Annotated in this window: 10 protein-coding genes; 5 read left to right on the forward strand and 5 right to left on the reverse strand. The window is 44.7% G+C overall.

Going from position 1 to position 25,367, the window contains the following annotated elements; all coding sequences use genetic code 11:
• Nucleotides 1–57 precede the first annotated feature (57 nt).
• From cysZ to crr, 5 genes are all read left to right on the forward strand, one after another.
• Nucleotides 58–837, forward strand: coding sequence for a sulfate transporter CysZ (gene cysZ / locus Xbud_RS11840; RefSeq protein WP_099136251.1), 780 nt, complete (start codon nucleotides 58–60; stop codon nucleotides 835–837).
• 181 nt (nucleotides 838–1,018) lie between these two features.
• The gene (cysK, locus tag Xbud_RS11845; protein WP_099136252.1) at nucleotides 1,019–1,972 is read left to right on the forward strand and encodes a cysteine synthase A; all 954 of its coding nucleotides are present in this window, start codon (nucleotides 1,019–1,021) and stop codon (nucleotides 1,970–1,972) included.
• 468 nt (nucleotides 1,973–2,440) lie between these two features.
• Nucleotides 2,441–2,698 (forward strand): phosphocarrier protein Hpr, encoded by a 258-nt coding sequence (ptsH, locus tag Xbud_RS11850; RefSeq protein WP_038262654.1) that lies wholly within the window; start codon nucleotides 2,441–2,443, stop codon nucleotides 2,696–2,698.
• A gap of 133 nt (nucleotides 2,699–2,831) precedes the next feature.
• Nucleotides 2,832–4,559 (forward strand): phosphoenolpyruvate-protein phosphotransferase PtsI, encoded by a 1,728-nt coding sequence (gene ptsI, locus Xbud_RS11855; RefSeq protein ID WP_099136253.1) that lies wholly within the window; start codon nucleotides 2,832–2,834, stop codon nucleotides 4,557–4,559.
• A 65-nt stretch (nucleotides 4,560–4,624) separates the two neighbouring features.
• Nucleotides 4,625–5,134: a PTS glucose transporter subunit IIA gene (crr, locus tag Xbud_RS11860; protein ID WP_099136254.1), complete on the forward strand. Its 510-nt coding sequence runs from the start codon at nucleotides 4,625–4,627 to the stop codon at nucleotides 5,132–5,134.
• Between the two features lie 126 nt (nucleotides 5,135–5,260).
• On the opposite strand, the gene Xbud_RS11865 is transcribed toward crr, so the two are convergent.
• The 5 genes from Xbud_RS11865 to Xbud_RS11885 all read right to left on the reverse strand — a co-directional run bounded on the left by Xbud_RS11865 (nucleotide 5,261) and on the right by Xbud_RS11885 (nucleotide 25,359).
• Nucleotides 5,261–6,112 (reverse strand): 3-hydroxyacyl-CoA dehydrogenase family protein, encoded by an 852-nt coding sequence (locus Xbud_RS11865; protein ID WP_099136255.1) that lies wholly within the window; start codon nucleotides 6,110–6,112, stop codon nucleotides 5,261–5,263.
• A gap of 64 nt (nucleotides 6,113–6,176) precedes the next feature.
• Nucleotides 6,177–6,908: a GNAT family N-acetyltransferase gene (locus tag Xbud_RS11870; protein ID WP_099136256.1), complete on the reverse strand. Its 732-nt coding sequence runs from the start codon at nucleotides 6,906–6,908 to the stop codon at nucleotides 6,177–6,179.
• Nucleotides 6,909–6,981: 73 nt separating this feature from the next.
• Complete coding sequence (locus tag Xbud_RS11875) at nucleotides 6,982–12,048, reverse strand: beta-ketoacyl synthase N-terminal-like domain-containing protein (protein ID WP_099136257.1); 5,067 nt, start codon at nucleotides 12,046–12,048, stop codon at nucleotides 6,982–6,984.
• Nucleotides 12,045–18,644 (reverse strand): AMP-binding protein, encoded by a 6,600-nt coding sequence (locus Xbud_RS11880; protein ID WP_244589932.1) that lies wholly within the window; start codon nucleotides 18,642–18,644, stop codon nucleotides 12,045–12,047. The genes Xbud_RS11875 and Xbud_RS11880 overlap by 4 nt, the downstream gene beginning before the upstream one ends.
• A complete protein-coding gene (locus tag Xbud_RS11885) occupies nucleotides 18,634–25,359 on the reverse strand; it encodes a non-ribosomal peptide synthetase (protein WP_099136258.1) in 6,726 nt (2,241 codons plus the stop codon). The genes Xbud_RS11880 and Xbud_RS11885 overlap by 11 nt, the downstream gene beginning before the upstream one ends.
• Between the last annotated feature and the right edge of the window lie 8 nt (nucleotides 25,360–25,367).

A 25,367-nucleotide genomic window follows, 5' to 3' on the forward strand; every position in this document is an offset into this window, starting at 1 on the left:
GTGGAAAATCCTGCCTATATCATACCGTCTCAATCCTCTAAGAGAGAATAAGAAAATATGACGAATTCGAAAAAATTGCCAAAACATTTAGGCGGATTTCATTATATTGTACAAGGTTGGCATTTAATAACCCGCCCTGGCATCAAGAGATTCGTTCTATTGCCTCTACTGGCTAATATCTTACTATTCGGCAGCTCTTTCTGGTGGTTATACCAAAGGCTGGATGGCTGGATACAATGGGCGCTCAATAAAGTACCAAATTGGATGCAATGGCTCAGTTATTTGTTGTGGCCACTGGCTGTTATTTCTGTGCTACTGATTTTCACCTACCTTTTCAGCACATTAGCGAATTTTATTGCTTCTCCGTTTAACGGATTATTAGCAGAAAAATTAGAATCTCAGTTGACGGGTATCCCTGCGCCGGACACAGGTGTTCTTGACCTAATAAAAGATACGCCCCGCATTCTGAAACGCGAAATAGTCAAAATTCTCTACTATATTCCGCGCGCTATCGCCCTCTTATTGTTGTACTTTATTCCGGGTATCGGGCAGACTGTGGCTCCGGTTATCTGGTTTATTTTCAGTGCATGGATGCTGGCTATCCAATACTGTGATTACCCGTTTGATAACCACAAAATCAGCTTTGCCAATATGCGTAATACCCTACGACAAGACAAAATTGACAATCTCCAGTTTGGGGCCGCAGTCAGTATATTAACCATGATCCCAATCATTAATCTGTTTATTATTCCTGTTGCCGTCTGTGGCGCTACCGCTATGTGGGTTGACCATTATCGCACTCAGCATGTTCTGAACAACCATTCTCCTCATCAATAATTACTAATATAAAAATGAACAGGAATAACGAAATAGAATAAAAATACAGGAGAGTAATACAATAAATTACTAAATATTCTTTTATATAATAAGAATAGATTTAAACTTTATTTCCATTAATAAGATGTTCGCGTATGGTTAATTAATCAGAATTTAAGAGTATCTTAGGGGCAATCGGACAATGAGCAAAATTTATGAAGATAATTCGTTAACCATCGGTCACACTCCACTTGTACGCTTAAAAAATTTCGGGAATGGTCGCATTCTGGCAAAAATAGAGTCTCGTAATCCAAGTTTCAGTGTGAAATGCCGTATTGGCGCCAACATGATTTGGGATGCAGAGAAACGTGGCATTCTGACAAAAGGCAAAGAGCTTATCGAGCCAACCAGTGGTAATACAGGTATTGCACTTGCTTATGTCTCAGCAGCCCGCGGCTATAAACTGACATTAACAATGCCGGAAACCATGAGTTTAGAACGTCGTAAGCTGTTAAGAGCACTGGGCGCTAACTTAGTGTTGACCGAAGGTGCTAAAGGCATGAAAGGGGCTATCGATAAAGCGAATGAGATCCATGACAACGCGCCGGAGCGTTATGTCCTGCTACAACAGTTCAGTAATCCAGCAAACCCTAAAATTCACGAAAAAACCACCGGACCAGAAATTTGGGAAGATACCGATGGTGATGTCGATGTTTTTGTCGCTGGCGTAGGTACAGGAGGCACGATTACTGGCGTTGCCCGTTATCTGAAAAATACGCAGGGCAAACAGGTAACTATTGTTGCCGTAGAGCCGGAAGATTCGCCTGTGATCAGCCAAAAACTTGCTGGCGAAGAACTTAAACCAGGCCCACACAAAATTCAGGGGATTGGTGCAGGTTTTATCCCTGATAACCTGGATTTAACATTAGTTGACCGTGTGTTTAAAATCAGTAATGAAGAAGCGATTAAAATTGCTCGTGAACTCACTGAAAAAGAAGGAATTCTTTCCGGTATATCTTCAGGTGCTGCCGTTGCCGCTGCTATCAAATTATCTCAGGAAGACGAATACAAAGATAAAAATATTGTTGTCATCCTACCTTCTTCTGCTGAACGTTACCTGAGCACAGCACTGTTTGCTGATTTGGTCACTGACTAATTTATCACCTCATTATTTTTCAATTTTATTGATAAAAAAGCACCGTGAGGGTGCTTTTTTGTGCATCAGATCAAAGTTTAAAACTTTCCTAGATGATTTATTCAAGTAGCTTTAGTATTTAACCAGTAATTATTTTGATGCACGAAATTAATCGCAGACAACCACAAAGAACTCTGTTTGGTTTTAGCTCGTTATTCGGTTGGTGTGTGTTAACATTCAATCAACAATTGAATGGCATCAAGTGTGTTAATTTTTTGATAATGATTTAATACACTTTATACCCAATAAATTTCGAGTTGTATCAAGGTTGCAAATGAATGCCGCCAAAGAAACAACTTGAAAGAAAAAAGGTACATATCATTATCAGTTTAACGGTTGTACAAGTCAGAAATAATCCGGCTAAAGTCTAAACTAGCTTTAGCATTCTCTTGGCTTATCAACGAAAATTTAAGTTATTGAGGAAATACTATGTTCCAGCAAGAAGTTACTATTACTGCACCAAATGGCCTTCACACCCGCCCTGCTGCACAGTTCGTCAAAGAAGCAAAGGGTTTTTCTTCTGATATCACTCTTACTTCCGGCGGTAAATCAGCCAGTGCGAAAAGTCTGTTTAAGTTGCAAACGCTGGGACTGACTCAAGGAACTGTTGTAACAATCTCTGCTGAAGGTGAAGATGAGCAACAAGCTGTTGAACATTTAGTTAAACTGATGGGTGAATTGGAATAATCATCCGTTTGTAAAACCAGTCTATTTCATATCATCCAATTCTATCCCCAGAAAAACAAAATCTGGGGATATTTAGAGCCTGCCCTCTGAAGGCGCAATGAAATATAATCACCCGCAGTTAAGGTCATATAATATGATTTCAGGCATCTTAGTATCACCAGGTATTGCTTTCGGTAAAGCATTATTACTGAAAGAAGATCCCATTATTATCAATCACAAAAAAATCATTCCTGAACAAGTCGAACAAGAGATCTCACGCTTTAAACAAGGGCGCGACAAAGCCTCTGCTCAATTAGAAGTCATTAGAAATACAGCAGAAAAAAATTTGGGGGCAGAAAAAGCCGAAATCTTCGAAGGCCACATCATGTTGCTGGAAGATGAGGAACTGGAGCAGGAAATCATTACCCTGATAAAGAAAAATCTGACTACAGCAGATGCCGCTATTTATTCAGTGATCGAAGATCAGGCCAAGGCACTGGAAGAACTGGATGATGAATATTTGAAAGAGCGTGCTGCCGATGTTCGTGATATTGGTAAACGCCTGCTGAAAAATATTCTGGGTATGCCGATTATTGACTTAGGCTCTATCACAAAAGAAGTTATTCTGGTTGCCAATGATTTAACACCTTCAGAAACCGCACAACTTAATCTGGATAAAGTACTGGGTTTCATTACTGACTTAGGTGGCCGCACCTCTCATACCTCAATCATGGCACGTTCGTTGGAATTACCCGCAATTGTAGGAACAACTAACGCCACAACCCAAATAAAAAATGGCAGTTACCTTATCTTAGATGCTGTCAATAATCACATCTACGTAGACCCATCTGACACTGAAATTGAACAACTAAAAAAAACCAAAAGTGAATATTTGTCAGAAAAAGCAGAGCTGGCAAAACTGAAAGATCTGCCTGCTATCACGTTGGATGGTCATCAAGTGGAAGTTTGCGCCAATATCGGTACAGTCCGCGATATTGCGGGTGCAGAGCGTAACGGTGCAGAAGGCGTAGGTTTATACCGCACTGAATTCTTGTTTATGGATCGTGATTCTCTGCCGACTGAAGAAGAGCAGTTTGAAGCCTATAAAGCAGTCGCAGAAACTGTTGTTAATCAATCGGTTATTATCCGTACTATGGATATCGGTGGTGATAAAGATCTGCCTTACATGAACCTGCCCAAAGAAGAGAACCCATTCCTTGGCTGGCGTGCAATCCGAATTTGCCTTGATCGTAAAGAAATCTTACATTCTCAATTACGTGCTATTCTGCGAGCTTCCGCATTTGGTAAACTCCGCATCATGTTCCCTATGATTATTTCAGTTGAGGAAATCCGGGAGCTGAAAGCAGAACTGATGTTGCTCAAAGATCAATTACGCAATGAAAATAAGGCGTTTGATGAATCAATTGAAGTCGGCATCATGGTAGAAACGCCTGCTGCTGCAACCATTGCTAAACATCTTGCAAAAGAAGTTGACTTTTTTAGTATTGGGACAAACGATCTAACTCAGTATACTCTTGCGGTAGACCGTGGTAATGAGCTGATCTCTCATCTTTATAACCCAATGTCACCAGCAGTGTTGAGTCTTATCAAACAAGTTATTGACGCCTCACACGCAGAAGGTAAATGGACGGGCATGTGTGGAGAGCTGGCTGGAGATGAACGCGCTACACTATTGCTCTTAGGCATGGGATTGGATGAATTCAGTATGAGTGCAATATCAATTCCAAGTATTAAGAAAATCATCCGTAATGCAAATTACGATGATGCAAAAGCACTGGCAGAGCAAGCATTGACTCAGCCGACCGCACAGGAATTGATGGAGTTGGTTGACACTTTCATCAGAGAAAAAACTCTCTGCTAAATACGTTAACCAAAATAGCACGTTAGCCAGAATACGGTTCCATTAAAACAATTAGGAGAAGATTTATGGGTCTGCTTGATAAACTGAAATCTTTGGTTTCAGATGATAAGAAAAACAGCGGCAGTATTGAAATTATCGCCCCGTTATCAGGTGAGATAGTTAATATCGAAGATGTTCCAGATGTTGTTTTTGCTGAAAAAATTGTAGGTGATGGTATCGCCATTAAACCTACAGGCAATAAGATTGTCTCTCCTGTTGATGGAACCATTGGTAAAATCTTCGAAACTAATCACGCTTTTTCTATCGAATCCGATAGTGGGATAGAACTGTTCGTTCATTTCGGTATTGATACCGTTGAACTGAAAGGCGAAGGCTTTAAACGTATTGCCGAAGAAGGTCAGCGTGTGCAAAAAGGCGATCTGGTTTTAGAATTTGATTTGGCATTTCTGGAGGAAAGAGCTAAATCAACCTTAACTCCTGTTGTTATTTCTAACATGGATGAAATCAAAGAGTTATCTAAACTGAATGGTGCTGTGACCGTCGGTGAATCTGTCATCATGCGCATCAAAAAGTAACAACGCCATTGATGAGTTGTATGTGAATCGCCTCTGTTTTATCGGGTTAAGCAATAACGATATCTGATAAAACAGGGCGGTTTTTTATGGGTAAACAAAAAGCTTTTTTATAGATAAACAAAAAACCTAGTACGTATAAAAACCCTTACCTGTTTTACGCCCTAAATGCCCCGCATCAACCATTGTCCGCATCAACGGGCAAACACGGTACTTCGGATCCTGAAACATTTGATAGAGCACCTCAAGAGAATTAACGACGGTGTCAATACCGATCAAATCGGCGGTTTCCAATGGCCCCATTTTATGGCCGAAACAGCCTTTAAATATTGCGTCCACATCCGCTGGCTGAGCGATACCATCTTGTATCGTAAATGCAGCCTCATTCATGAATAAATGGGAAATTCGATTAGAAACAAAACCAGGGCCATCTTTTACCACAACCGCATTCTTACCCAGTTTTTCCAGGATCTGCAAACATCGTTCCTGAGTCTGCTCTGCGGTATTAAAACCAATAATCACCTCAACAGTAGGCTTTAAATACACTGGATTCATAAAATGCACCCCAATCACCTGCGACGGTACACGATGGAACGAACCCAGTTTTGTGATGGGAATGCAGGAAGTATTCGCCGCCAGTACCGCATGGGGAGCAATAAATTCGGCCATACTCGCATATAGTGCTTGTTTTAAGGCAATATTCTCGGTGATATTTTCGACGATAAACTCGCAATCGGACACCACAGATAAATCCTGCGACCAGACGATGTTTTGTACTATTGTTTCAGGCGTTTTTCCTTTCGCGAGCGGGCTGAACAGTGGTGCATAAGCCGCGGTTTCCGTAATACTCTCTCTGCTTTTCTCACAAGAAAGCGCATCTTTTTCGATAACAACAACATCATGCCCCCGCAACGCACAGTCGAAGGCAAGGCTGGAGCCGATATTACCGCCGCCAACCACAGCTATTTTAAGTTTTGACATAGTGACTATTTCTTATCGGGTTTAAGAAGGATTATGAGCAATGAAACTCAGGTTGCCGCTTTACTCAATTAGTTGAATCAGGAGAGACCAGCTCCCACTGCCCAAACAGCGTCAAACCGACTGCTTTTGCCAACGCCGAAGACGCAAGATTATCGATCTGGCATCGGTACTGGGGTTCATACCCTTGGGCATAAGCATGTTTACTGATTGCACGCACCACTTTTCTGGCATGGCCTTTACCTCTGAAAGCTTCTAAGGTCAGTACTCCCATATCGGCAATTTGCGCATTATCCCACGGGTACATGCTGGCAGCGCTGATCAGACGGTCTTGGTCAAAAACGCCAAATACTGCCCAGTGATCCAGTTCGACATAAGCACCATCCAAATCTTGCTCCGAAGCGGAAGATTGGAACTCAGAGAAGAGATCTTTATCTTTCTTTTCCGTTAGCTGGCGCAGTGTACTATCCGAATTTTCCTGCAATAACTTACGCTTTTCTTCTTCTGAAAAATAAAAAATATAATCTGCACCGTGCAAAGTAATGTCTGCCGCATTTAATTTCTGGCGAAAGATCGATTCAGACATCTTTTCTTGATGATAAAGCCCCGCTTTTTCGGCCAGTTCTGGAGTTATAACCGCCATAACCCGCCCATCCGTGGTTTCCAATACCATCACACGATCATCTTCTGCCAGATTAGCATTGGTAACGAGAGTAAAAACATTATCACTATAAATAATATCTCCATTTAGTAACGGAGCTTGCCAAAAATCAGTTATTGCTTTTGAAAATAAGGGCATATTTCTTACTCGCTTGAGTTAGGGTCATGCTGGTGATCTTCCAGAGAAGCAGAAAAAATTCATTTTTCACTCCCTAAAAATTAAACTCTGAATCGATATCCTGATCGTTCGTCTGTGCGAACAACTCCGGCGCATATCCATAATTGAGGCTTTTAAGCAGTTCTTGTATTTCCTCTTCAGGATTGGTGATAACTTCATCTATCAACACAAAGAAATAATCAAATATCGCTCTGGCAATGGTTTCGCTGAACATCTGTTGGCGAAGCTGTATCGTACAATTAAAAGACTCTATAGTTTCAGATACATCCATTGCTAAATCGAACTTGACTGCTTCTAATGTCAGTTCAAGCCGAGAAAATTTGCTTTCTCCATTCACATCATCATTTCTGTCAACTCCACTCAGGCTCAAAGGCAGGTAACCGAACACCACATCGAACAGTGGATGTTTACCCTGACGATTTTGAATTTGCGGTTCAGTGCTGAGATCTTCCAGTAATGCACTCATCGGATAAGTTTGGTAAGGCACACTTTCAGCCCATTGAGCGTTAAGTTGCAGCAAGTAATCCGCCATCGGCAGATCGGCCTCCGGCTCAATCTTTAAAGCCAGCATGTTGACAAGATAACCGACCAGCTTCAGCTCTTCTGGTTGTATACGCCCGGTGACCGGAACACCAAGCAAGAAAGCGTCGGCACGGGCAATTTTTGCAATCAAAACACCAAATACCCCAAGGAAGAATGCAAAGGGAGATAAACCAAGCTCATCGCATAACTGTCTAATTTCCGTGCTGGTGTGTGAGGAGAGATCTTTCTCCAGCGTGATACCTTGCTCTCTTTCTGTATCAGTATGCCAGTCATAGCCTTCTGCTACAGGCAACGACAACGGAGCAGGCAGAGGTAACAGATTGGCAAGCCAATAGGCTTTCTCTTTCCTCACTTTATCTTCGCTTTCAGACTTTTGCCTGTAGCACCTATAAGCAGCAAAACTATATTCCGGAGCCGGGAGTGATAATCCTTGCAACAAACGTTGAAAATCATCAGCAAGGACCCCTAAAGAAACAGCATCACAGACAATGTGATGAACAACGATAAGCACCTGATGGAATGGTGAATCATCTGACCCCGTGAGTATCATGGCCCGAATAGGTAAATCGGTATGCAGGTCGAAAGGCAAATTAGCGAATTGTGCCAGACGGGCAGAATTCTCTGCTTGATCCTCCCCTGCCTCAGATACCGATAATCCTACTTTGGCATCACGCTGAGGTAACATCATCAAATCGGCTCCCTGACGCTGAAACAGGCACTTCAAAACAGGATGTCTGTCAGCAACTTGTTCCAGCGCTTCCGCAATAGAAGACGCACTGATCGAACCGGGACACCGAAAAGCCATTGGCATGTTATAGCTACCATTGGCAAATGTGATTTGATGTATATACAGTAAATCCTGATCTGCGCTGGCAACGATCGGTTTATATAAATCAATCGGTTCGTATGAATCAGTGCGGGACAGAGTCGTCGGAGAATGTTGCTGTTCACTGAGAAACTGCCGTTCAATTTCACGGATGGTAGGTTGAGCAAAAAAATCTTGAATGGCTATCCGTTTTCCGATCTGTTTATACACTTTTTCTGCCATCACGATAGTCTTTAAGCTATCACCACCCAACGCCATAAATTTATCATCAATACCAATGCCATCAATGCCGAGGATCTGACTCCATATTACGGCAATTTCCTTTTGCATCTCGTTTGCCGGCGGCTGATAAGCAGACTGCAAAGTTTTTGGTCTGGGTTTTAATCTGATGTTGCTGGCTGGTTGTGATTTACCATTACTATTGGCAATTCGCCTTCCTCCCCAAGTATACAGCCTGTCTATAAACTGTCCCGCCGAGAAAATTTTCTGATTTTCACAATCATATTCACGCAAACTACGTTCAAACAGAGCAGGGAATTCAGCGCCAGAAAAGGCAACTTCATTACTTCCCCAGGTATGTTCTTCTGCTGAACGAGACTGCTCATCAAAATGTACCGTTTCCCAGTTCACAACAACCCAGCGGGGATTTTGTGGTTGTCGGTTTTGTCTCTGCCCCCAGCCGTTCAGAAACAAATTTGCTGCCGCATAGGGTGCATGAGCAATACCACCGAAAAACACCGACATAGAAGAGGTTACAAAGCAGTATTCAACCGGAATACTTTCGAACACTTTGCCAAGTACCGTAACAACCTGAGCTTTGGGTTTAAGTTGTGTGCCGTAATGTTCCGTATTGAGTTTAACTAACGGAGAGAACGACTCCCCATCAGTTACACCTGCTGCATGAATGACGGCGTAAATATCCCCCAGGCGATGACGAATAGATTCAAACAGAGCCAGCGCATTTTCTTCACTTTCCAGGGCATACGGGAAAATCTCTACCGCAGTCGCACCGGCTTTTTTTAATTCCATCTGCCAATCCTGCATTGCAGCCGTATCGGCGGGCTGGCGACTGATCAATGCCAGTCGTCCCTGAAAACGTTGGGCAATAACTTTTGCCATCGCTCTGGCCATTTTTCCGCCAGCCCCCGTGATCACATAGGTTTTCTCCATGAAGTGGGATTCGTCCACCACTTCATTTTCTTCCACATCCGGGCAACGAAAATCCTCAACGAACAGGCCTTCGCGATTTAGTTTCAGGGGGCCATGAATTGGTGATTGTAGTAATTGATTTAATGTGGCAGGCACCCAGTCAGCATCTGGGTCCTGCACACTTAAGAATGCGCATTCAACACCGGGTATCTCTTGCGGCAACACTAAAGCCAGCGCTTTTAGTACTGACTCTGTTAAAACAGACTCCGCGGAACATTCGCCTTTGGCTGTCACAGCCGGCACAATCAAGTAAATATGTACTGAGTTAAACGCAGAGAACTCATTCTCCGCCAAAACATTACCCAATTCAGCCAGTATTTGCAGAGAGGCCGGCGAAAAAGAAAATCCATCCGCAGGGAATAGCAATGACAACATCAAAGCCCGATTCTTTTGCAAATCACGCGAGAGTCCGGTCAGTGCATTTCTGACTTGCTCAGGAGACAACATATTCAGGCTGAACGCCTCAATCTGGCTTTTATCCACCCAGGCATTTACTGGCAATGCCTGATCAATCAGTATTACCGAATGAGGTGTTTCTTCCTGCACTGTTTTTTCTTGTACTGATGTTTTCGGTAAACGAATTGCTTTTGGTAAACGAATCGCTTTCCAGAATGGCAGTAACAAACCCGGCATATTTCTGGACAAACTATTCCCGCCCGTCGCAGCAATCACACCGGCAATCTGCTCCCAACTTTTGTCTGTAATATGTCCTGCGCCATGATCTTCACGCATAAAGGCATATCCGGGAACATCAAGAAGCGGTTGTCCATCAAAAGAAGGGAAAAGCCATTTTGCCGGTTCTTTTTCCTGACCAGACACCCAACTAGTGATAGCAGCCAACACTTCTGTATGCTTTTCTGATGGTACGGTGCTCTTTTCCAAAAATTGAGGGATCAGGATTGACTCATCATCTTCTTCCAGTTCCAAATACATTTTAATTTGCTGCATTAAGGCAAATTTCGAATCGGCGGCAAACATGATCCGGCACGAAAAATGATGCCGTTTGTTTAAAGTGTGGGATAACGCAGGGAGATCCAGATAAGATTGCGTTACCAACCAGTGAGATACTGACTCCAATTGCAGTGCCAGCGATGCCTTATTTTTCGCAGAGAAGGGAAAATAATAGACCTGGGATCGCATATCGCCATTATTCGCCTTTTCAGGCATGGAATTATCAGAGGGAGAAATATATTGCTGCAACACGATATGCGCATTGGTTCCACCAATACCAAAACTACTCACACCACCGGTGCGTAATTTCCCTTGTTCAGATGACCACGGTTCAGCACGGGTATTGATATAAAACGGTGCTTGCTCAAATCCCAATTGTGGATTAGGAGATTGGAAATGCAGCATAGGTGGGATCACACCATATCTGATGGCCATCACCATCTTGATAAAACCTGCTATACCGGCAGCGGAATCCAAATGCCCAATATTGGTTTTGACCGAACCGAGAGCACATTTATTTAGTCTGGTCGGTGGAATGGTTGCCTTACCAGAAGGGCGGTCTTCATTGAATACTTCACATAACGCCATAAATTCAATGCTGTCACCTAACGAAGTTGCCGTTCCGTGACACTCAATAAAATCCAAATCCGCTGCATCTACTTCTGCCAGCTGCAAAGCAGTACGGATCACATCTGCTTGCCCCTTAACACTAGGCGCTGTATAGCCGACTTTACGGGCACCATCATTATTAATAGCTGAACCTCTCAGGATCGCCCAGATAGGATCGTTATCTGCAATAGCATCCGCGGCTCGCCGCAATACGACAGCTCCCAAACCACTGCCAAATACGCTGCCGGTTGCTTCTGCATCAAAGGCTCTGGTCTTTCCATCTTTTGAAAACAACATTCCGTCCTGATAGATATACCCATTTTGTTGCGGTAACAACAGGCTAACTCCGCCTGCCACCGCGAAATCACACTCACCACTTAACAAACTCTGTACAGCCTGATGCACACTCACCAAACTGGTTGAACAAGCTGTCTGGAGGGTAAAACTGGGGCCTTCCAATCCCAGTTTCCAGGAAATCAGTGTACTCATGGCGTCTTTGTTGGCTAACTGAGAGGCAAGAAAACCACCAACATTTTCAACCTGCTCAGATAACATCACCTGCATTGTCCACTGTACTGTGCTGCGTGCCCCCAGAAACAACCCGATATTGCGTCCCCGTTTGTCCGGGTCAATACCGGCATTTTCCAGAGCATGCCAGACACATTGCATCATCAAACGGGTTTGCGGATCTAACAGTGCAGCCTCTGCCTGACTATATCCAAAAAACTCAGCATCAAAATAGTTAGCACCTTCCAGCACGCCATTAACCGGAACAAAATCTTTATTGCCTATTTTTTTGCTATCGTGCCCGGCCTGAAGCAATTCTCCTTCAGTAAAGCGGGAGATGCCATCCATCCCCATCAATAGATTGCGCCAAAATTCAGTACAGTTTTCTGCTCCCGGAAACTGACCTGATAAACCAACAACCGCGATATCCAAATCTTCTCTTATACTTACACTCATGATCCCTTACCTTGTTCCGAGTCTATAAAGTCATCAGGAGATAATCGTTGAATGAATTCAACGTGATTACCGCTTCGACGATGGATAGAAGCCTGCCCTTGCAGTTGTTGCATAAGCTCATCAGTATCTGTGCTGTCCGCATCGTCAGAAAAGAACATCTCAATGGGAATAGACGTTAATGACAGCGCCAGTATTCGCTCATGGAATGTCCTGCTTTCCAGTAATTGGTGCTGCAATAAATAATGACGCCACTCTTGATAGAGCGCAGGGAAGGTTTGCCGTAATGTTTCGACATCAGTATTCGCATTAATCTCAATACGTTCTCCGGCCAACTGGTTAATTTCACAGAAGAAATCAACAAACCCTGCATACAATGCACGACCATCAAATGCGTCCGTTTTAAGATTCGGGTCGAAAAAAATCAGTTTGTCTATGCTTTGTAATAATGTGTTTTTCAACCAATTATTTTGTGACGACGTTGCATGTTGTAACGTTGCATATTGTAACAATGCAGCCAACATTTCAGCGCCGAGGGAATATCCTCCTAACCACAATGGCCGTGATGGAGAGTTTGCCTGTGTTGCAATCAGTAATTGCAAAGCATTAAATAGCGCTGTTTTAAACGCCGGCTCTGACAGGTTTTCAACCATATTCGGCTGCGTCGTCAAAACAGAGACAGTCACCCGACCTGCCAGATTATTTGCCAACGCCTGTAACTCTACCAATCCCCCCATTGCTGGTGGTAACAAGAGCAATTTGGGAAGAGCAGGTTCATCTATATTCAGATATTTTTCACTGAATATGGCATCAACATTTCCATTGAACGCCTGCCTTGCTTTAATCAGAGACCACTGTTCACCAACCGTTGCATTACGGAATACATCAACAGGGCTGAATGTCACACCAAACAAATTTTCTAACTGACTGGCCAAACGCACGGCGCTCAACGATGAGCCAGATATCAGGAAGAAATCGGAATTCAGTGTCAGCGTTCCTTTATAACTCAGGCAATTCCTCCAGCAACCCATTAATTTTTGCAGCGTCTCTTCCGTTATCAGGTCTTGCTGTGTCTGCTGCTGATGTTCAAACCACTCCTGAAACAATTGCACAATCCGTTGCCTGTCCATCTTGCCTATTCCTGTGCGTGGCAGGCTCTTTACCATAAATATTACCGAAGGCAGATGGGAACGCGGGTAATGACGTGCCAGATACTGTTGTAATCCAGACTGAATATTCTCTTTTCCTTCAACCGCCAGTATCAAACAGGCTTCCGGAGTTCCAGAGAACGCTACGGCTGCCCCCGCCGCCAGTACCCCTGGATACTGCCTTGCCCGATTTTCCAGTTCACTCAGACCAATAAAATTGCCGCGTACCTTACAACTGTCATCCATGCGTCCTTTGAGATAAAACAAACCATTTTTATCCACCATCGCCAAATCACCGGTACGAAAGAAACTCCCCTGTTCATCCCGCCCAAATTTGCGGTCAGTCTGGAGAGGATCATTCAAATAGCTATGATGTTCAAAATCTCCATAGATCAGCAATTCACCCCACTGACCAGCCCGGAGCCGGGCACCATTTTGATCAACCACAGCAAAAGCAACATGGTCAAAGGGTTTGCCGATAGAGAGTGTTGCGCCTGCTGCCAAGCAGGCACAATTTACCATCGAAACGGAAATGCAGGTTTCTGTTGGGCCATAACCATTCCAAATCTGCGTGCGTTCGAGCAAATTATTGATATCCGAGGCGAACAAGAAATCGCCACCGCTGATGCAAATCTTGGGTAAAGGTGCCAAATCCGGCATACGGTTCCAAGCGGCGAAAAGCGCTGGAGTTGCAGAAATAATATCAGGGTGATAACGGGTTAAAAGTGCTTTTGCTTTATGTTCATCCAGCAAGCTGTAACGGTCCATCACAACACTTGTTCCTTGTAGTGCCCAAGATAACAAAACTTCTTTCAGATAACCGTCAAAACTGGGCGAAAGTTGTTGGATTACGCGTAATCCTTGTTGCTCTGTTAGCAATGCTGGCTGCAAACCCGATGTATGCAAGCTAGATGTATTCAATCCCAATGTATTGATAAGAGAATCCACATACTGTGCGACGGTGTTCACAGAGACACAGATGCCTTTTGGTCGGCTGGTTGTGCCAGAACTGTACAGTATCCATGCAACCGGGTTATCACCGCGGGATTTAACACTATGAAAATTACGCCAATCCACCGTCACGGTACTGAGGTCAGCATCTATACCTGAATTGACAATCGCTGAATTCACAATCAGATCGGGTGCCGCATGGCAAATAACTTCATTGATGCGCTCTTCCGGTGTCCCGACCTCTAATGCCAGATAAGTTGTGCGTGTCAGAAAACAAGCCGCCAGAAATGCCTGCATCTGACTTCCCGTACGCCCAATAATAAGTGCCCGCCGGATCGCACTATAGTTTAACTGTTGTACATAAGTGGCTGTTAATGTCGCAAACGTCTGCCAAGTAACAATACTGGCATCTTCAATAACAGCAGGGCGATCTCCCAATGTCTGGAATGCAGTCAGCAGCATATTATCAATGGAAGTATATGATGTACGCCGTTGTATCGGCCGGAACGCTTTCTGCGTCTCTTTATCGGACACGATCAATTCATTAATCTGCAAGGTGGCAGGATTATGATGCAGAATTTTTTGAAAAATTGCCTGATAACTGGTTACAAGCGCCGCTATTTGTGCATCAGTGAAGACATCAGAGTGAGATTCCAGAACCAACCGATAACCTTGCGCAGTATAGACGACAGAAAGATTAATCGCCTCATCGGCCTGCTTCGATAAATTATCCTCGTCCGGTGTTTCATTGATTATTTTTTCGGAATCATCCACTAAATCAATGTAGGCATAAGAAACATTCTGCAATGGATTGCTGCCGAACATTCTCGGATCACAACTAAGCAATGCGAAGGCTTCTTCAACAGGGAAAAACAGGTAATCGGCAGTTTGCCACTGTTCATCCGCCAGCTTTTTGATAAATTGCTCAAAGTTATCAACGGACTGATCAAAACGAAACGCACAGGGAGACAAAGAGACAAACATACCTACCGTATTCAGCACATATTTCGGGCGCAACGCATTGGCGACGGAAATAGCAAACAGATTGCTGCGCCCTTCCCGTGCTACAGTAAGCCCCCATACCGCCAGAAAGAACATAGCTGGTGTTATGTTCAATGACTGACTCAATCGTTTTATTTTCTGTTGATGCTCAACCGACAATGCCCAGGAGGTGTACCGCATCTTTCCCCCCACCTCTATAGCGCCATGTCCGAACGGATCAAACTCCAACCCCTCCATGTAATTTTTCCAGAACGTTTCGGCCTGACCCCAGACAGGATACTGGCGGGCATTCATCTGCGCCATAGCATAACGCCGGTAATCCAGCGTAACTGGAGCCAAAGAGGCATTAACCAATAACTGCTCAAATTCATGCTGGAGAATTTCCAGCGAAGGCTTGTCCATTAAGATATGGTGGACTTGTAGCTGCAAACAGGCGTGTTCTGTATCCACATCCTGTATATAACCTCTCAACAGAGGCCCTTTCTCCAAATCGAAAGGTTGCATCTGTATTTGTAACCATTGGTTTTGGTTATCCACCAGGATCTGGTCAACTGACAGCGACGGTAATGTCTCTGCATAGGGAATACCTTCACTATCGATTCGGTAGCGAGTACGCAAGATATCGTGGCGATCCAGAAAAACCTGTAATGCTGTTTTCACTGCATCAGCAGAAATTTGAGGTGATAGCGGGATTTTCAGCGGCACAACATAAACGAGCAAATCAGGATACAGACGATACTGAGCATAAAGCCGCGCTTCCTGCGCCGATAGCGGCCCGCGTCCATCAGGCGAAAGCGGTGGAGCGGTTTCCAACAGACTCAGAAAATCGTCTGTTGTCACTTTTTTATCAGGGGTATCCCGCGAATCAATCAGTTTGGCCAACATTGCAATGGTGTCGTTTTGGAAAAACGCCTGCAAAGAGACAATCTGGTCAAATTTTTGCTGAATTTCTGCCAGCACTTTCACCGCTCGCAATGAATGCCCACCTAATGCGAAGAAACTTTTGTCCACTGACAACGTATCAGCTTCCAACTCTAAATACCGCCCCCAACAGGCAGCCAGCCATTCTTGCGTCTCTCCACTGGGTCGGACATGCTGCTCAGCAGTCGTTTTTCCCATTAGCTGTTTCAATACCTGCCGATCCAGTTTGCCTGTGCCTGTCAGTGGTAATTCAGATACGAAAGTAATCTGACTTGGCACCATATAAGCTGGCATCCTGCTTAATAATGCTTCCCTGATATTTTGTTCTGTGATCCGGCTTCCATCTGCCACAACGATAAAAAGACCTAAGCGAACATGCCCGCGTTTATCTTCCAGGCCAATTACCGCGGCCTCGGATACCATCGGTAAATCCAGTACCTGCTTTTCAATCGCATCCAGTTCGATGCGGAATCCATTGACTTTTAGCTGACGATCACGTCTCCCCAGGATTTCAAGTTCTCCCTGCGTGTCCCAACAACACAAATCTCCACTACGATAATATTTGCCGGACAACCATTCTGTATTCAGGTTGATAAATGCCTTTGCAGTAAGATCAGGACGATTCAAATACCCCGCCCCTACACCGATACCACCTATCAATAATTCTCCCGCAACCCCAATGGGGCAAGGCTCCAGAGTATCGGGATATACCACGACACATTGATATCCCCCAATTGGCTTACCGATAGTCATTTTTTGATCATTGCGCTCAATAGGTAAGTAAGTGGTAACAACGCCTGTTTCACTGGGGCCATAGAGATTAAATAACTGGTAATTATTTTTTTGGAACGTCCTCAGACTTTCTCCACCGAAATAAAGTTGTCGCAACGTGGGAATATCCCCTTGCTCCATAATGTTTTCGGCAAATACGGTTGTGGTAAACAGCAGGTCAATCTGCTTTTTCTGCAAAAATTCGACACATTTTTTCGCATCTATGCGTGCCTCTTCCGGCGCCATGATTAATATAATATCCTGTGTCACAACCTGCACACATTCCAGAACGAAATAATCGAACGCGTGGTTGGACAGGGAGGCAAATCGGGAACCCGCCGACCTATTCAGAATATGCGTTTCTGCGCTGAGGTTAAGTAGTGCTTTGTGAGTATTAATACTACCTTTCGGTTTTCCTTCACTGCCAGAGGTCATGACCACAAACAAATTATCTTCAGGGTTAACGCTTTCTCCTTTGGATAACAATTCGGCCAGCAACCGCGGTGACGATGACGATGATGATAAAGAAGCGGGATGAAAATCCGCTAAAATCACCACCTGACAGCCATGACGACGGAAAAATGCTTCCATCTGATCATTTTCCGGCGGCATCTTCTGCAATAACACAGTCTTAGTCTGATGCAGTTCGATCACATCCAATAACTGCTTTTCCGGTGCACTACTTGATTGCAGGCAGAATGGCTTACCAATACGCATACAAGCCATTGCTGCAAGTGTCGTTTCTATGCCTTTCGTTCCTACGATCAGTACACAATCCCCCAGAGCTTCCCATTGTGGGAACTGCGGTAACATCAGTAAGTTCTCTGTGTACTGTGCCAATTGGGAAAAGTTAACGGTTTTATCCGCCACCGCCAAAAATATTGTGTCCGCCCTGTCACGGATCGACACCGTAATCGCCTGCGCCACATTTTGATATTGCAATGTTTGTTCTTGTAGCGCTGGCGCAGACAAAGCGCGTATTCTCGCTTGCTCTTGTTCCGGTATCCAGGACATTGATGCCAGCGGTGCAACCGGCTCAAATACCATATTGCTCAACAAGCAAATCACCCGTTTCATCAACAACGTAATCAGTTCTGGTGCCACTCTTCGTGGATCAAACCGCATATGTAACACGCTTTCTTCCGGCTGTGCTTGCAGCCAGATATTTAATGGCCAATTAGTTAATGAACAGTGCGTTGTATTCTGCCCCTCAGAAGCCAGATACATAAAAGGCGGTAAGGTTTCCGAATAGCCCACCAAAATTTCCGGCAACGATGGCATAACAGACGACACCATTTGTGGCGGTACGGCCGACACTAATGCAGCAACCTGCTTCCAGCGGATAAGCTCTTCACCAAACAGACGTTTTACCGGTTGCTCTATTTCCTTTTCTGTCAGATACCATTTAGCCGGAATAAAATATCCAGCTTCTTCCATTGATGAGGAATTACCCGTTAAATCACTGCCCCCAAGTACCCACGTCAAGCTGCCTTCGGATTCATGACAATGCAGAAATGCAAGATAATTAATACTGGCGGAAAATAGTGATAAGCGATGCAGTGGAGAAGCGGAAGCCATAGTGAAAATTCTATCATTCAGTTTTTCCGGCAAAGCCAAAGAAGTGATGACAAATTCCGTATCCGTCTCCGCTACAGCTTGCGCCAGCACAAAAAAAGGACAATCTTGATATTCTGTCTTCAACTGTTGGTTAACATACTCTTTTATTGCTTGTTTTCTTGCGTTTAGCGCAATAGGGTCATTGATGAACATCTCATAACTTCCTGCTTTATTTTTTTCATCCGGCATTTTTCGTTTCACCTGCATTTAACGCATCTTGCAAAATCGAGTTAAACAACGCTTCCCAAGTTTCCACATGATTTGATTCCAGACGATTCGCTGTCCCGAATGAGAGCGCTTCCAGATGCACAGCAAAACCTGCTGTGTGTTCCGCAATTTCGCATGTCAGGTTCCAATGTGATTGCCCGTCTAAAACATTAGATGTTTCCAACTGACGGCAGGGAATGCCACAGATACGACCATCAAACCCCTCTTTCTGGAAGTAGCCGAAAAACGTTGTGGGTAGCAATGCTTGTCTGGATAGAGTTGGATACAACATCGATAATTCTTCAGCATCAAACAGTTCGGTATCAAACAGTTCAGTAGCAAACAAATAATGCTGACAGGCTTCCCGAACTACCCTGCTTACCATTGCAAAATCTTCGAGACTGTTGCCTTCACTTTGCAATTTCACCCGCACAGGCAGAACCGTCATCAAAGGCGCAATAACTGTCTGTTGCTCCAACCGATCACGACCGTGAAATATGGTGGAGATAAGCTGTTCCGTCTGTGAGTTGCCGGAATATTCCAGATAGGATTTAAAGCGTAAAAATAGTGTCATAAAGAATTCGGGCATACTGATCTTCAAACCCGAAGTGAGCCTTTCAATCTGCGCTTTTTGTTTAGCATCGACCCTTATCAGACAAGAACCAGTTACAGTTTTCCCACCAGCAACATAAGCAGAGGGCTGCCAACCCTGTAACTTCGTTTGCCAAAAATCGGCATGTTGTTGTCGCAGAGCCGCAAATTCGCCGCTGTAGAACAATGCGGAATAAGCCGCCAAACTGACACCTGAATAAACCGTATGACTTCCGGCAGCCAATTCATTAAGTATTTGCATCAAACCTGAACCATCAATACAAGCATGGGAAAAATCCAATAATAAGATCGGGTTTGACTCGGCCATCAGCCATCGACCCCGAACATTCATCCCATCCTCCAGTGAAAACGGACGGACAAAATCACGCAGATCTTCTTCCAGCGAGCCGAGGCTTTGACGCTTTTCCAACCGGAATACAAAACGTTTGGCCGACTGTAAATAAAGCTCGCCATCAACCAGCATGAATCGCGCACTCAATCCCATATGGCGGGAAAACACCGATTGCAACAAACTACGCAATAGCTTGAGATCAGGTTCAGTTTCAAATGACAGAGCAATGAAGCTATTGTTGTTCAAATCCTGAGGATTGAGTTTTAGCGCTTTATAAATGGCTTTCTGTGTCGGCAATGCCCGAACCCACTCTACAGCAGACGATTCAGTTAATGGCCCTGTAGATAAAGCGGATGAAAATAAATGTGTCATCTCACCCTGATTTCTTCCCGCAATTTCAGTCTCACTCAGCTTCGCGTCAATCAGTTCGGCTTGTGAAGCAAGATCCAGATGATTGACTATCGAACTTAACAGCAACGAAACACCAAATTCTTGTTGTATCCGTATCATGAGAGTGACAGCCAGCAATGAATGCCCGCCAGCTTCGAAAAAGTGAGACTGGCGGCCAGGCGAATTCACGTTTAGTAACTCAACCCATAACTGAGCCAATCTCATTTCTGTTTCCGTACAAGGCGGTTCGACTTCCTCTGTCTGCATTATGGGTAGATCGGAAGGAGCAGGTAATGCTTTACGATCGAGCTTACCGTTTGTGGTTAGCGGAAATGCATCTAACCAAATAATATGAGACGGGATCATAAATGCGGGCAAACAGGTCTGTAGATGCCGTTTCAAAGCCTGATTCAGCACGGTTGAGGAAGTATCGGTTAAATCAGAACAAGAGCCAGTAACATACGCGACCAGACGAGCATCTCCGGGGATATCCTCCCGCACTATCACAACACACTCTTTCACGCTATGGTGTGATAACGGATGGTGTGATAACAGCGCAGCTTCGATCTCTTCTGGTTCAATGCGTAAGCCACGTAATTTGACCTGAAAATCATTGCGCCCCAAATATTCAATATCACCATCAGGTAGATAACGGGCCAAATCACCAGTACGATACATAATACAGTCTGGCTCAAGGCTGAAAGGATCTCTGATGAATTTTTCCGCTGTTAGTTCAGGCTGATTCAGGTATCCACGTGCTACTCCGATACCTGCAATATACAGTTCCCCTGCCACACCAACCGATGTTGGTTGACCATAATCATCCAAAATATAGAGTTGAATATTGTCAATTGGCTTACCAATGGGAATAACGCTTTTCTCAGTTAAGTCTTTTATTTTTCCCAAACGGCAATGCCATGCCGTCACATCGATTGCAGCTTCGGTCGGCCCATACAAGTTATGTAATTCAACATCGGCAAACCGTTCGTGAAACCGCAATAAACTGCGGGCCGGCAAGGCTTCACCACTGCAAAATACCCGTCTGACACAAGCTCCGATTTCTGGGGCGGCATGTTCCAAAAAAATAGACAACATTGACGGTACAAAGTGGAGCGTTGTTATCTTCCGCTGACAAATCAAAGCGCTTAAATAGAGGGGATCTTTATGGCCTTCTGGTTTCGCCACAACCAAACGAGCACCATACATTAACGGCCAGAAAAACTCCCAGACAGAAACATCAAAGCTGAAAGGTGTTTTTTGCAGAACGGCATCATCTGCACTCAACTGATACGTTTTCTGCATCCACACTAAGCGATTGACAACGCCACGGTGTTCATTCATTACGCCTTTCGGCTTTCCGGTCGATCCTGACGTATAGATCACATAGGCCAGATGAGATGATGTCAGGCCAATACTTGCTGTAGGTAAATCATCACGGCTTTGGGCAGACCACTTAAACACATCTTCGTTTAGGTCGATCACACAGACTTCTGTATTTGCAGCATAGTCAACCAATAAGGCACTTATTTCTGGCGAAATTTCTCTCTGTGATAACAGTGCACAGGGAGCGGCATCGTGCAACATGTAATCAAGCCTTTCTCTTGGATAGCCGGGATCGAGAGGGACATAAGCTCCCCCTGCTTTCAGTATCGCCAGCAATGCAACTACCATTTCAATGCTGCGTTCCATGCAGACGCCGACCAGCATATCCGGGCCAACCTTAAGCTCAGTTCGAAGATAGTAAGCCAGTTGGTTGGCTCTTTGGTTTAGTTGTGCATAACTCAGTGCCTGGTCGACAAATTCCACAGCAATGGCATCTGGCGTTCGCTGAACCTGCGCTTCAATCAGGGTATGGAGGCAAACATGACGCGGAAAATCAGCTTCCGTTTGGTTCCATTCACGAATCAATTTATCTTTTTCCTGCGCTGGCAGGGCACTAATGCGACCGATTTTCCGCTCAGGCGTATTTGCCAGCGTTGAAGTGATTTCCCACAGTGCTGTATGCAAATAAGCGCAGATCAATGCAGGAGCAATCCCCTGTTCAACCTGTGCATTGATAACAAAATCCTGCTCAAAATCATCAACATTGACTGAAATAGGATAATTCGTCCGCTCCATAATGCCGGAATAGCGGATACCTTCTACGGAGGATGGATTAAGCGCCTGAAATGGCTCTGCCGAAGGAATATTACGAACCTCACTATGACGATAATTCAGCAATGAAGTGAACAGAGGCGTTGTTCCCACAGTTTGTACCGATTTTTGTGCCTGTGCCAACGAAGCCTGTTCATACCTGACCAATTGCATCAAGGTATCCTGCGTTCCCCAAAGGCATTCAAGAACAGGCAAGTTATTCAAACGAATACGCATCGGCAGTGTGTTGATAAACTGTCCCATCGCGTTGACAGAAGCTTCGCCAGCAAACAGTCGTCCCAACAGAACTGTGCCGAACACAACATCATCTTGTCCGGTCAGGCAAGCGATTACCTTAGCCCATGCCAGATGAAAGATCGCTGCAACACTGACACCATGAGTTTTGGCTTGTTGACGTATTTGTTCTCCCAACTCCGCTGACAGTGGTTGCCATGCTTCCGCAATAATCGCCTCGCCCCCTAAGTATTTGTTGATGCCAAACGGGGCTGGAGCAGGTTCATAATCCTGCAATAAATTATCGAAAAAGGCTTTTTGCCCCTCAGCATGAGTTGCATTGAAGAGATCGACCATTGTCTGCCTGAATGATAACGGGGATATCTCATTAAGCGGTGGGGAAATTAACTGAGGTGCAGCCAGCGGAGAGGAAAGCAGTTGGGTTTCTATTTCCTGCTGCATCTTTTCGACTGTCGTATGATCCACCGTCATATGATGAAACAAATGCAGCAATACCCATTCGTCCTGCTTAGCGTCATGAAAATACAGGCAACGCTGCAAGGGCGCTTTGGTCATATCAAAATGCTGCATGGTGGGGTTACAGTACTGTTGCAGCGCAATCTGTAGATCTTCGCAATCTATTGCCCGTTTCAGCTTTTCCCCCACCTCTTCCACCATCAATTCCGCTTCCCGCCAAACCACCTGCACAGGCTGAGAAAGACCGTCATAATGGATACTGACGCGAAACGCATCGTGGCGGGCGATAGTGCAACGTAAGGCATTAAGGTAGGCTTGCAATAAATCTGCATTACGGAAGCGGGTAATTTGCCAAAGGATATAAGGATCACCCACCGTATTTGTCAGAGAATAATAGAGCATCCCCTGCTGCAAAGGGCCAAGAGGATAAATATCTTTAATATTGGCAATACCACCGGGAATGGCGGCAGATAACAACTCAATTTCTGCCTGACTCAGCTCTGTCCACGGAACAGGAGTTTCTGTCCCGACACTTTCCTTTTCAGATATATTCCGCTGTCGTGATCCCTCCTGCAATTGCACGGACAATTCTGACAAGACCGGATACTGATATAAGGTATGGGCATCGACCATAAACCCACGGCGACGCAACTCCAGCATCATTTTCATCGTCAGCAGAGAGTGCCCGCCTGACTGCAAGAAATGGGAATGTCGCCCGATCTTTTTTATACCAAGCAACTCACGCCACACCTCAGCCACTGTTTTTTCCACCGCATTTTTTGGCGGCTCGATTTCCTGTCGGGCCAGTTCATCGGCAGTAATAACAGGCAATGCTTTACGGTCAATTTTGCCGCTGGCAGATAACGGAAAGCATTCAACAATGACAATGGCCGCAGGACACATGTAATCCGGTAATTTGTCTTTGATAAACTCCTGAATACGTTCTTTCACACTATCTTGTGTCTGGCGCTGTAAAGCCCGTTCAGAAGCAATGACAAAAGCGATCAAGCGCTTTTCTTCCGCACTTTTCCCCTGAGCAACAACAACAGCATCTCGTACTGCGGGGTGTGTCATCAGTAACGCTTCGATTTCCCCTAATTCGACCCGATGCCCGCGTATTTTGACCTGAAAATCTATTCGCCCCAGTATTTCCAGCAGACCATCTGACCGCCATCGCGCCAGATCGCCTGTCCGGTACATACGTTTGGCCATTTTACTATCCACAGCGATTTCAGCAGCAACCGTTTTATCAAAAACAGTTTCATTAGAAACAGTTTTATTAGAAATAATGTCAACAAACTTAGCAGCCGTTTCCTTCGGACGTTTGTGATACCCGGCTGCCAGTTGGATACCTTCAACACACAGTTCACCCGGCGAGCCATCAACAATAATGCGGTTCTTATCATCTAACAGATAGATTTTCACATTGTCGATGGGTTGTCCGATGGCAGGCAGGGCCGGCCAATTATCTGCGTCTTCCTTTAAGGTATAAGCGGTCACAACATGTGTTTCCGAGGGGCCATAATGGTTATGCAAACGGCAATGGGACAAGGTTTTGAAAAACTGCCGGATGGCGCTGGTGATAACAAGTTGTTCACCAGCCGTCAGCACATCCCTGAGACTTTCAGGATAGTGATCTTCAGCCACCGCAGCGGATGCCAGACTGTTTAATGCCACATAAGGCAGGAATATCCGCTCAATTCGTTGCTCAGATAAAAACGATAACAATGCCAGCGGATCCAACCGTAATTGGTTAGGGATCAGGACTAATTCTCCTCCACTGGACAAAGTGGAAAATATTTCCTGAAAAGAAACATCAAAACTTAACGGAGAAAACTGCAATGTTTTCTGGCTGGTATCATTGTGGCAAATGGCATCATCGGAAATGTCACGTTGATTTTTGAGCTGCCACATTAATAAATTCACCAGCGCCTTGTGGGGCATACAGACACCTTTGGGTTTTCCTGTCGACCCAGAGGTGTAGATAAGGTAAGCGAGGCTGTCAGGAGTGCAGGTTGCCGTTAAATTTTCATCGGTATGATTTGCACTTTCATCACCACGGCAAAAATCATGTTGATCCAGATTGATACATTTAACGGTATCGGGCAGTAAATGGATGAGCTCACCATGAGTAATGACGACGGCAACACCGGAATCATGCAGAATATAAGATTGGCGCTCAGCGGGATAATTGAGATCAACCGGCACATAAGCAGCTCCGGCTTTTAACACACCCAGGACAGCAACAATCATCTCTATGCCACGATCTAAATAGATACCGACCGCAGAAATTTCATCTCCAGAAGCCTGATCCGATTTACCGTCTGCATTGCGACCGGATAAATAATGGCAGCGGAGATAATGAGCCAATCTGTTCGCCCGCCGGTTTAATTCTCCGTAAGTTAACGTCAATTCCCCAAACCGAATAGCTATAGCATCCGGTGTCTGCGTTACTTGCTGCTCAAACAGTTCATGAACAGCATATTTATGGCATGTCGATAACAACGACTTACTACACATAACTCGCT

Origin of the sequence: Xenorhabdus budapestensis, assembly GCF_002632465.1 — a bacterium.
Taxonomy (GTDB): Bacteria; Pseudomonadota; Gammaproteobacteria; order Enterobacterales; family Enterobacteriaceae; genus Xenorhabdus; species Xenorhabdus budapestensis.

What these genes read in the sequence shown, in the direction of transcription:
- cysZ (WP_099136251.1), top strand. Translation starts at nt 58, where the DNA reads ATGACGAATTCGAAAAAATTGCCAAAACATTTAGGCGGATTTCATTAT.
- cysK (WP_099136252.1), top strand. Translation starts at nt 1,019, where the DNA reads ATGAGCAAAATTTATGAAGATAATTCGTTAACCATCGGTCACACTCCA.
- ptsH (WP_038262654.1), top strand. Translation starts at nt 2,441, where the DNA reads ATGTTCCAGCAAGAAGTTACTATTACTGCACCAAATGGCCTTCACACC.
- ptsI (WP_099136253.1), top strand. Translation starts at nt 2,832, where the DNA reads ATGATTTCAGGCATCTTAGTATCACCAGGTATTGCTTTCGGTAAAGCA.
- crr (WP_099136254.1), top strand. Translation starts at nt 4,625, where the DNA reads ATGGGTCTGCTTGATAAACTGAAATCTTTGGTTTCAGATGATAAGAAA.
- Xbud_RS11865 (WP_099136255.1), bottom strand. Translation starts at nt 6,112, where the DNA reads ATGTCAAAACTTAAAATAGCTGTGGTTGGCGGCGGTAATATCGGCTCC.
- Xbud_RS11870 (WP_099136256.1), bottom strand. Translation starts at nt 6,908, where the DNA reads ATGCCCTTATTTTCAAAAGCAATAACTGATTTTTGGCAAGCTCCGTTA.
- Xbud_RS11875 (WP_099136257.1), bottom strand. Translation starts at nt 12,048, where the DNA reads ATGAGTGTAAGTATAAGAGAAGATTTGGATATCGCGGTTGTTGGTTTA.
- Xbud_RS11880 (WP_244589932.1), bottom strand. Translation starts at nt 18,644, where the DNA reads ATGCCGGATGAAAAAAATAAAGCAGGAAGTTATGAGATGTTCATCAAT.
- Xbud_RS11885 (WP_099136258.1), bottom strand. Translation starts at nt 25,359, where the DNA reads ATGTGTAGTAAGTCGTTGTTATCGACATGCCATAAATATGCTGTTCAT.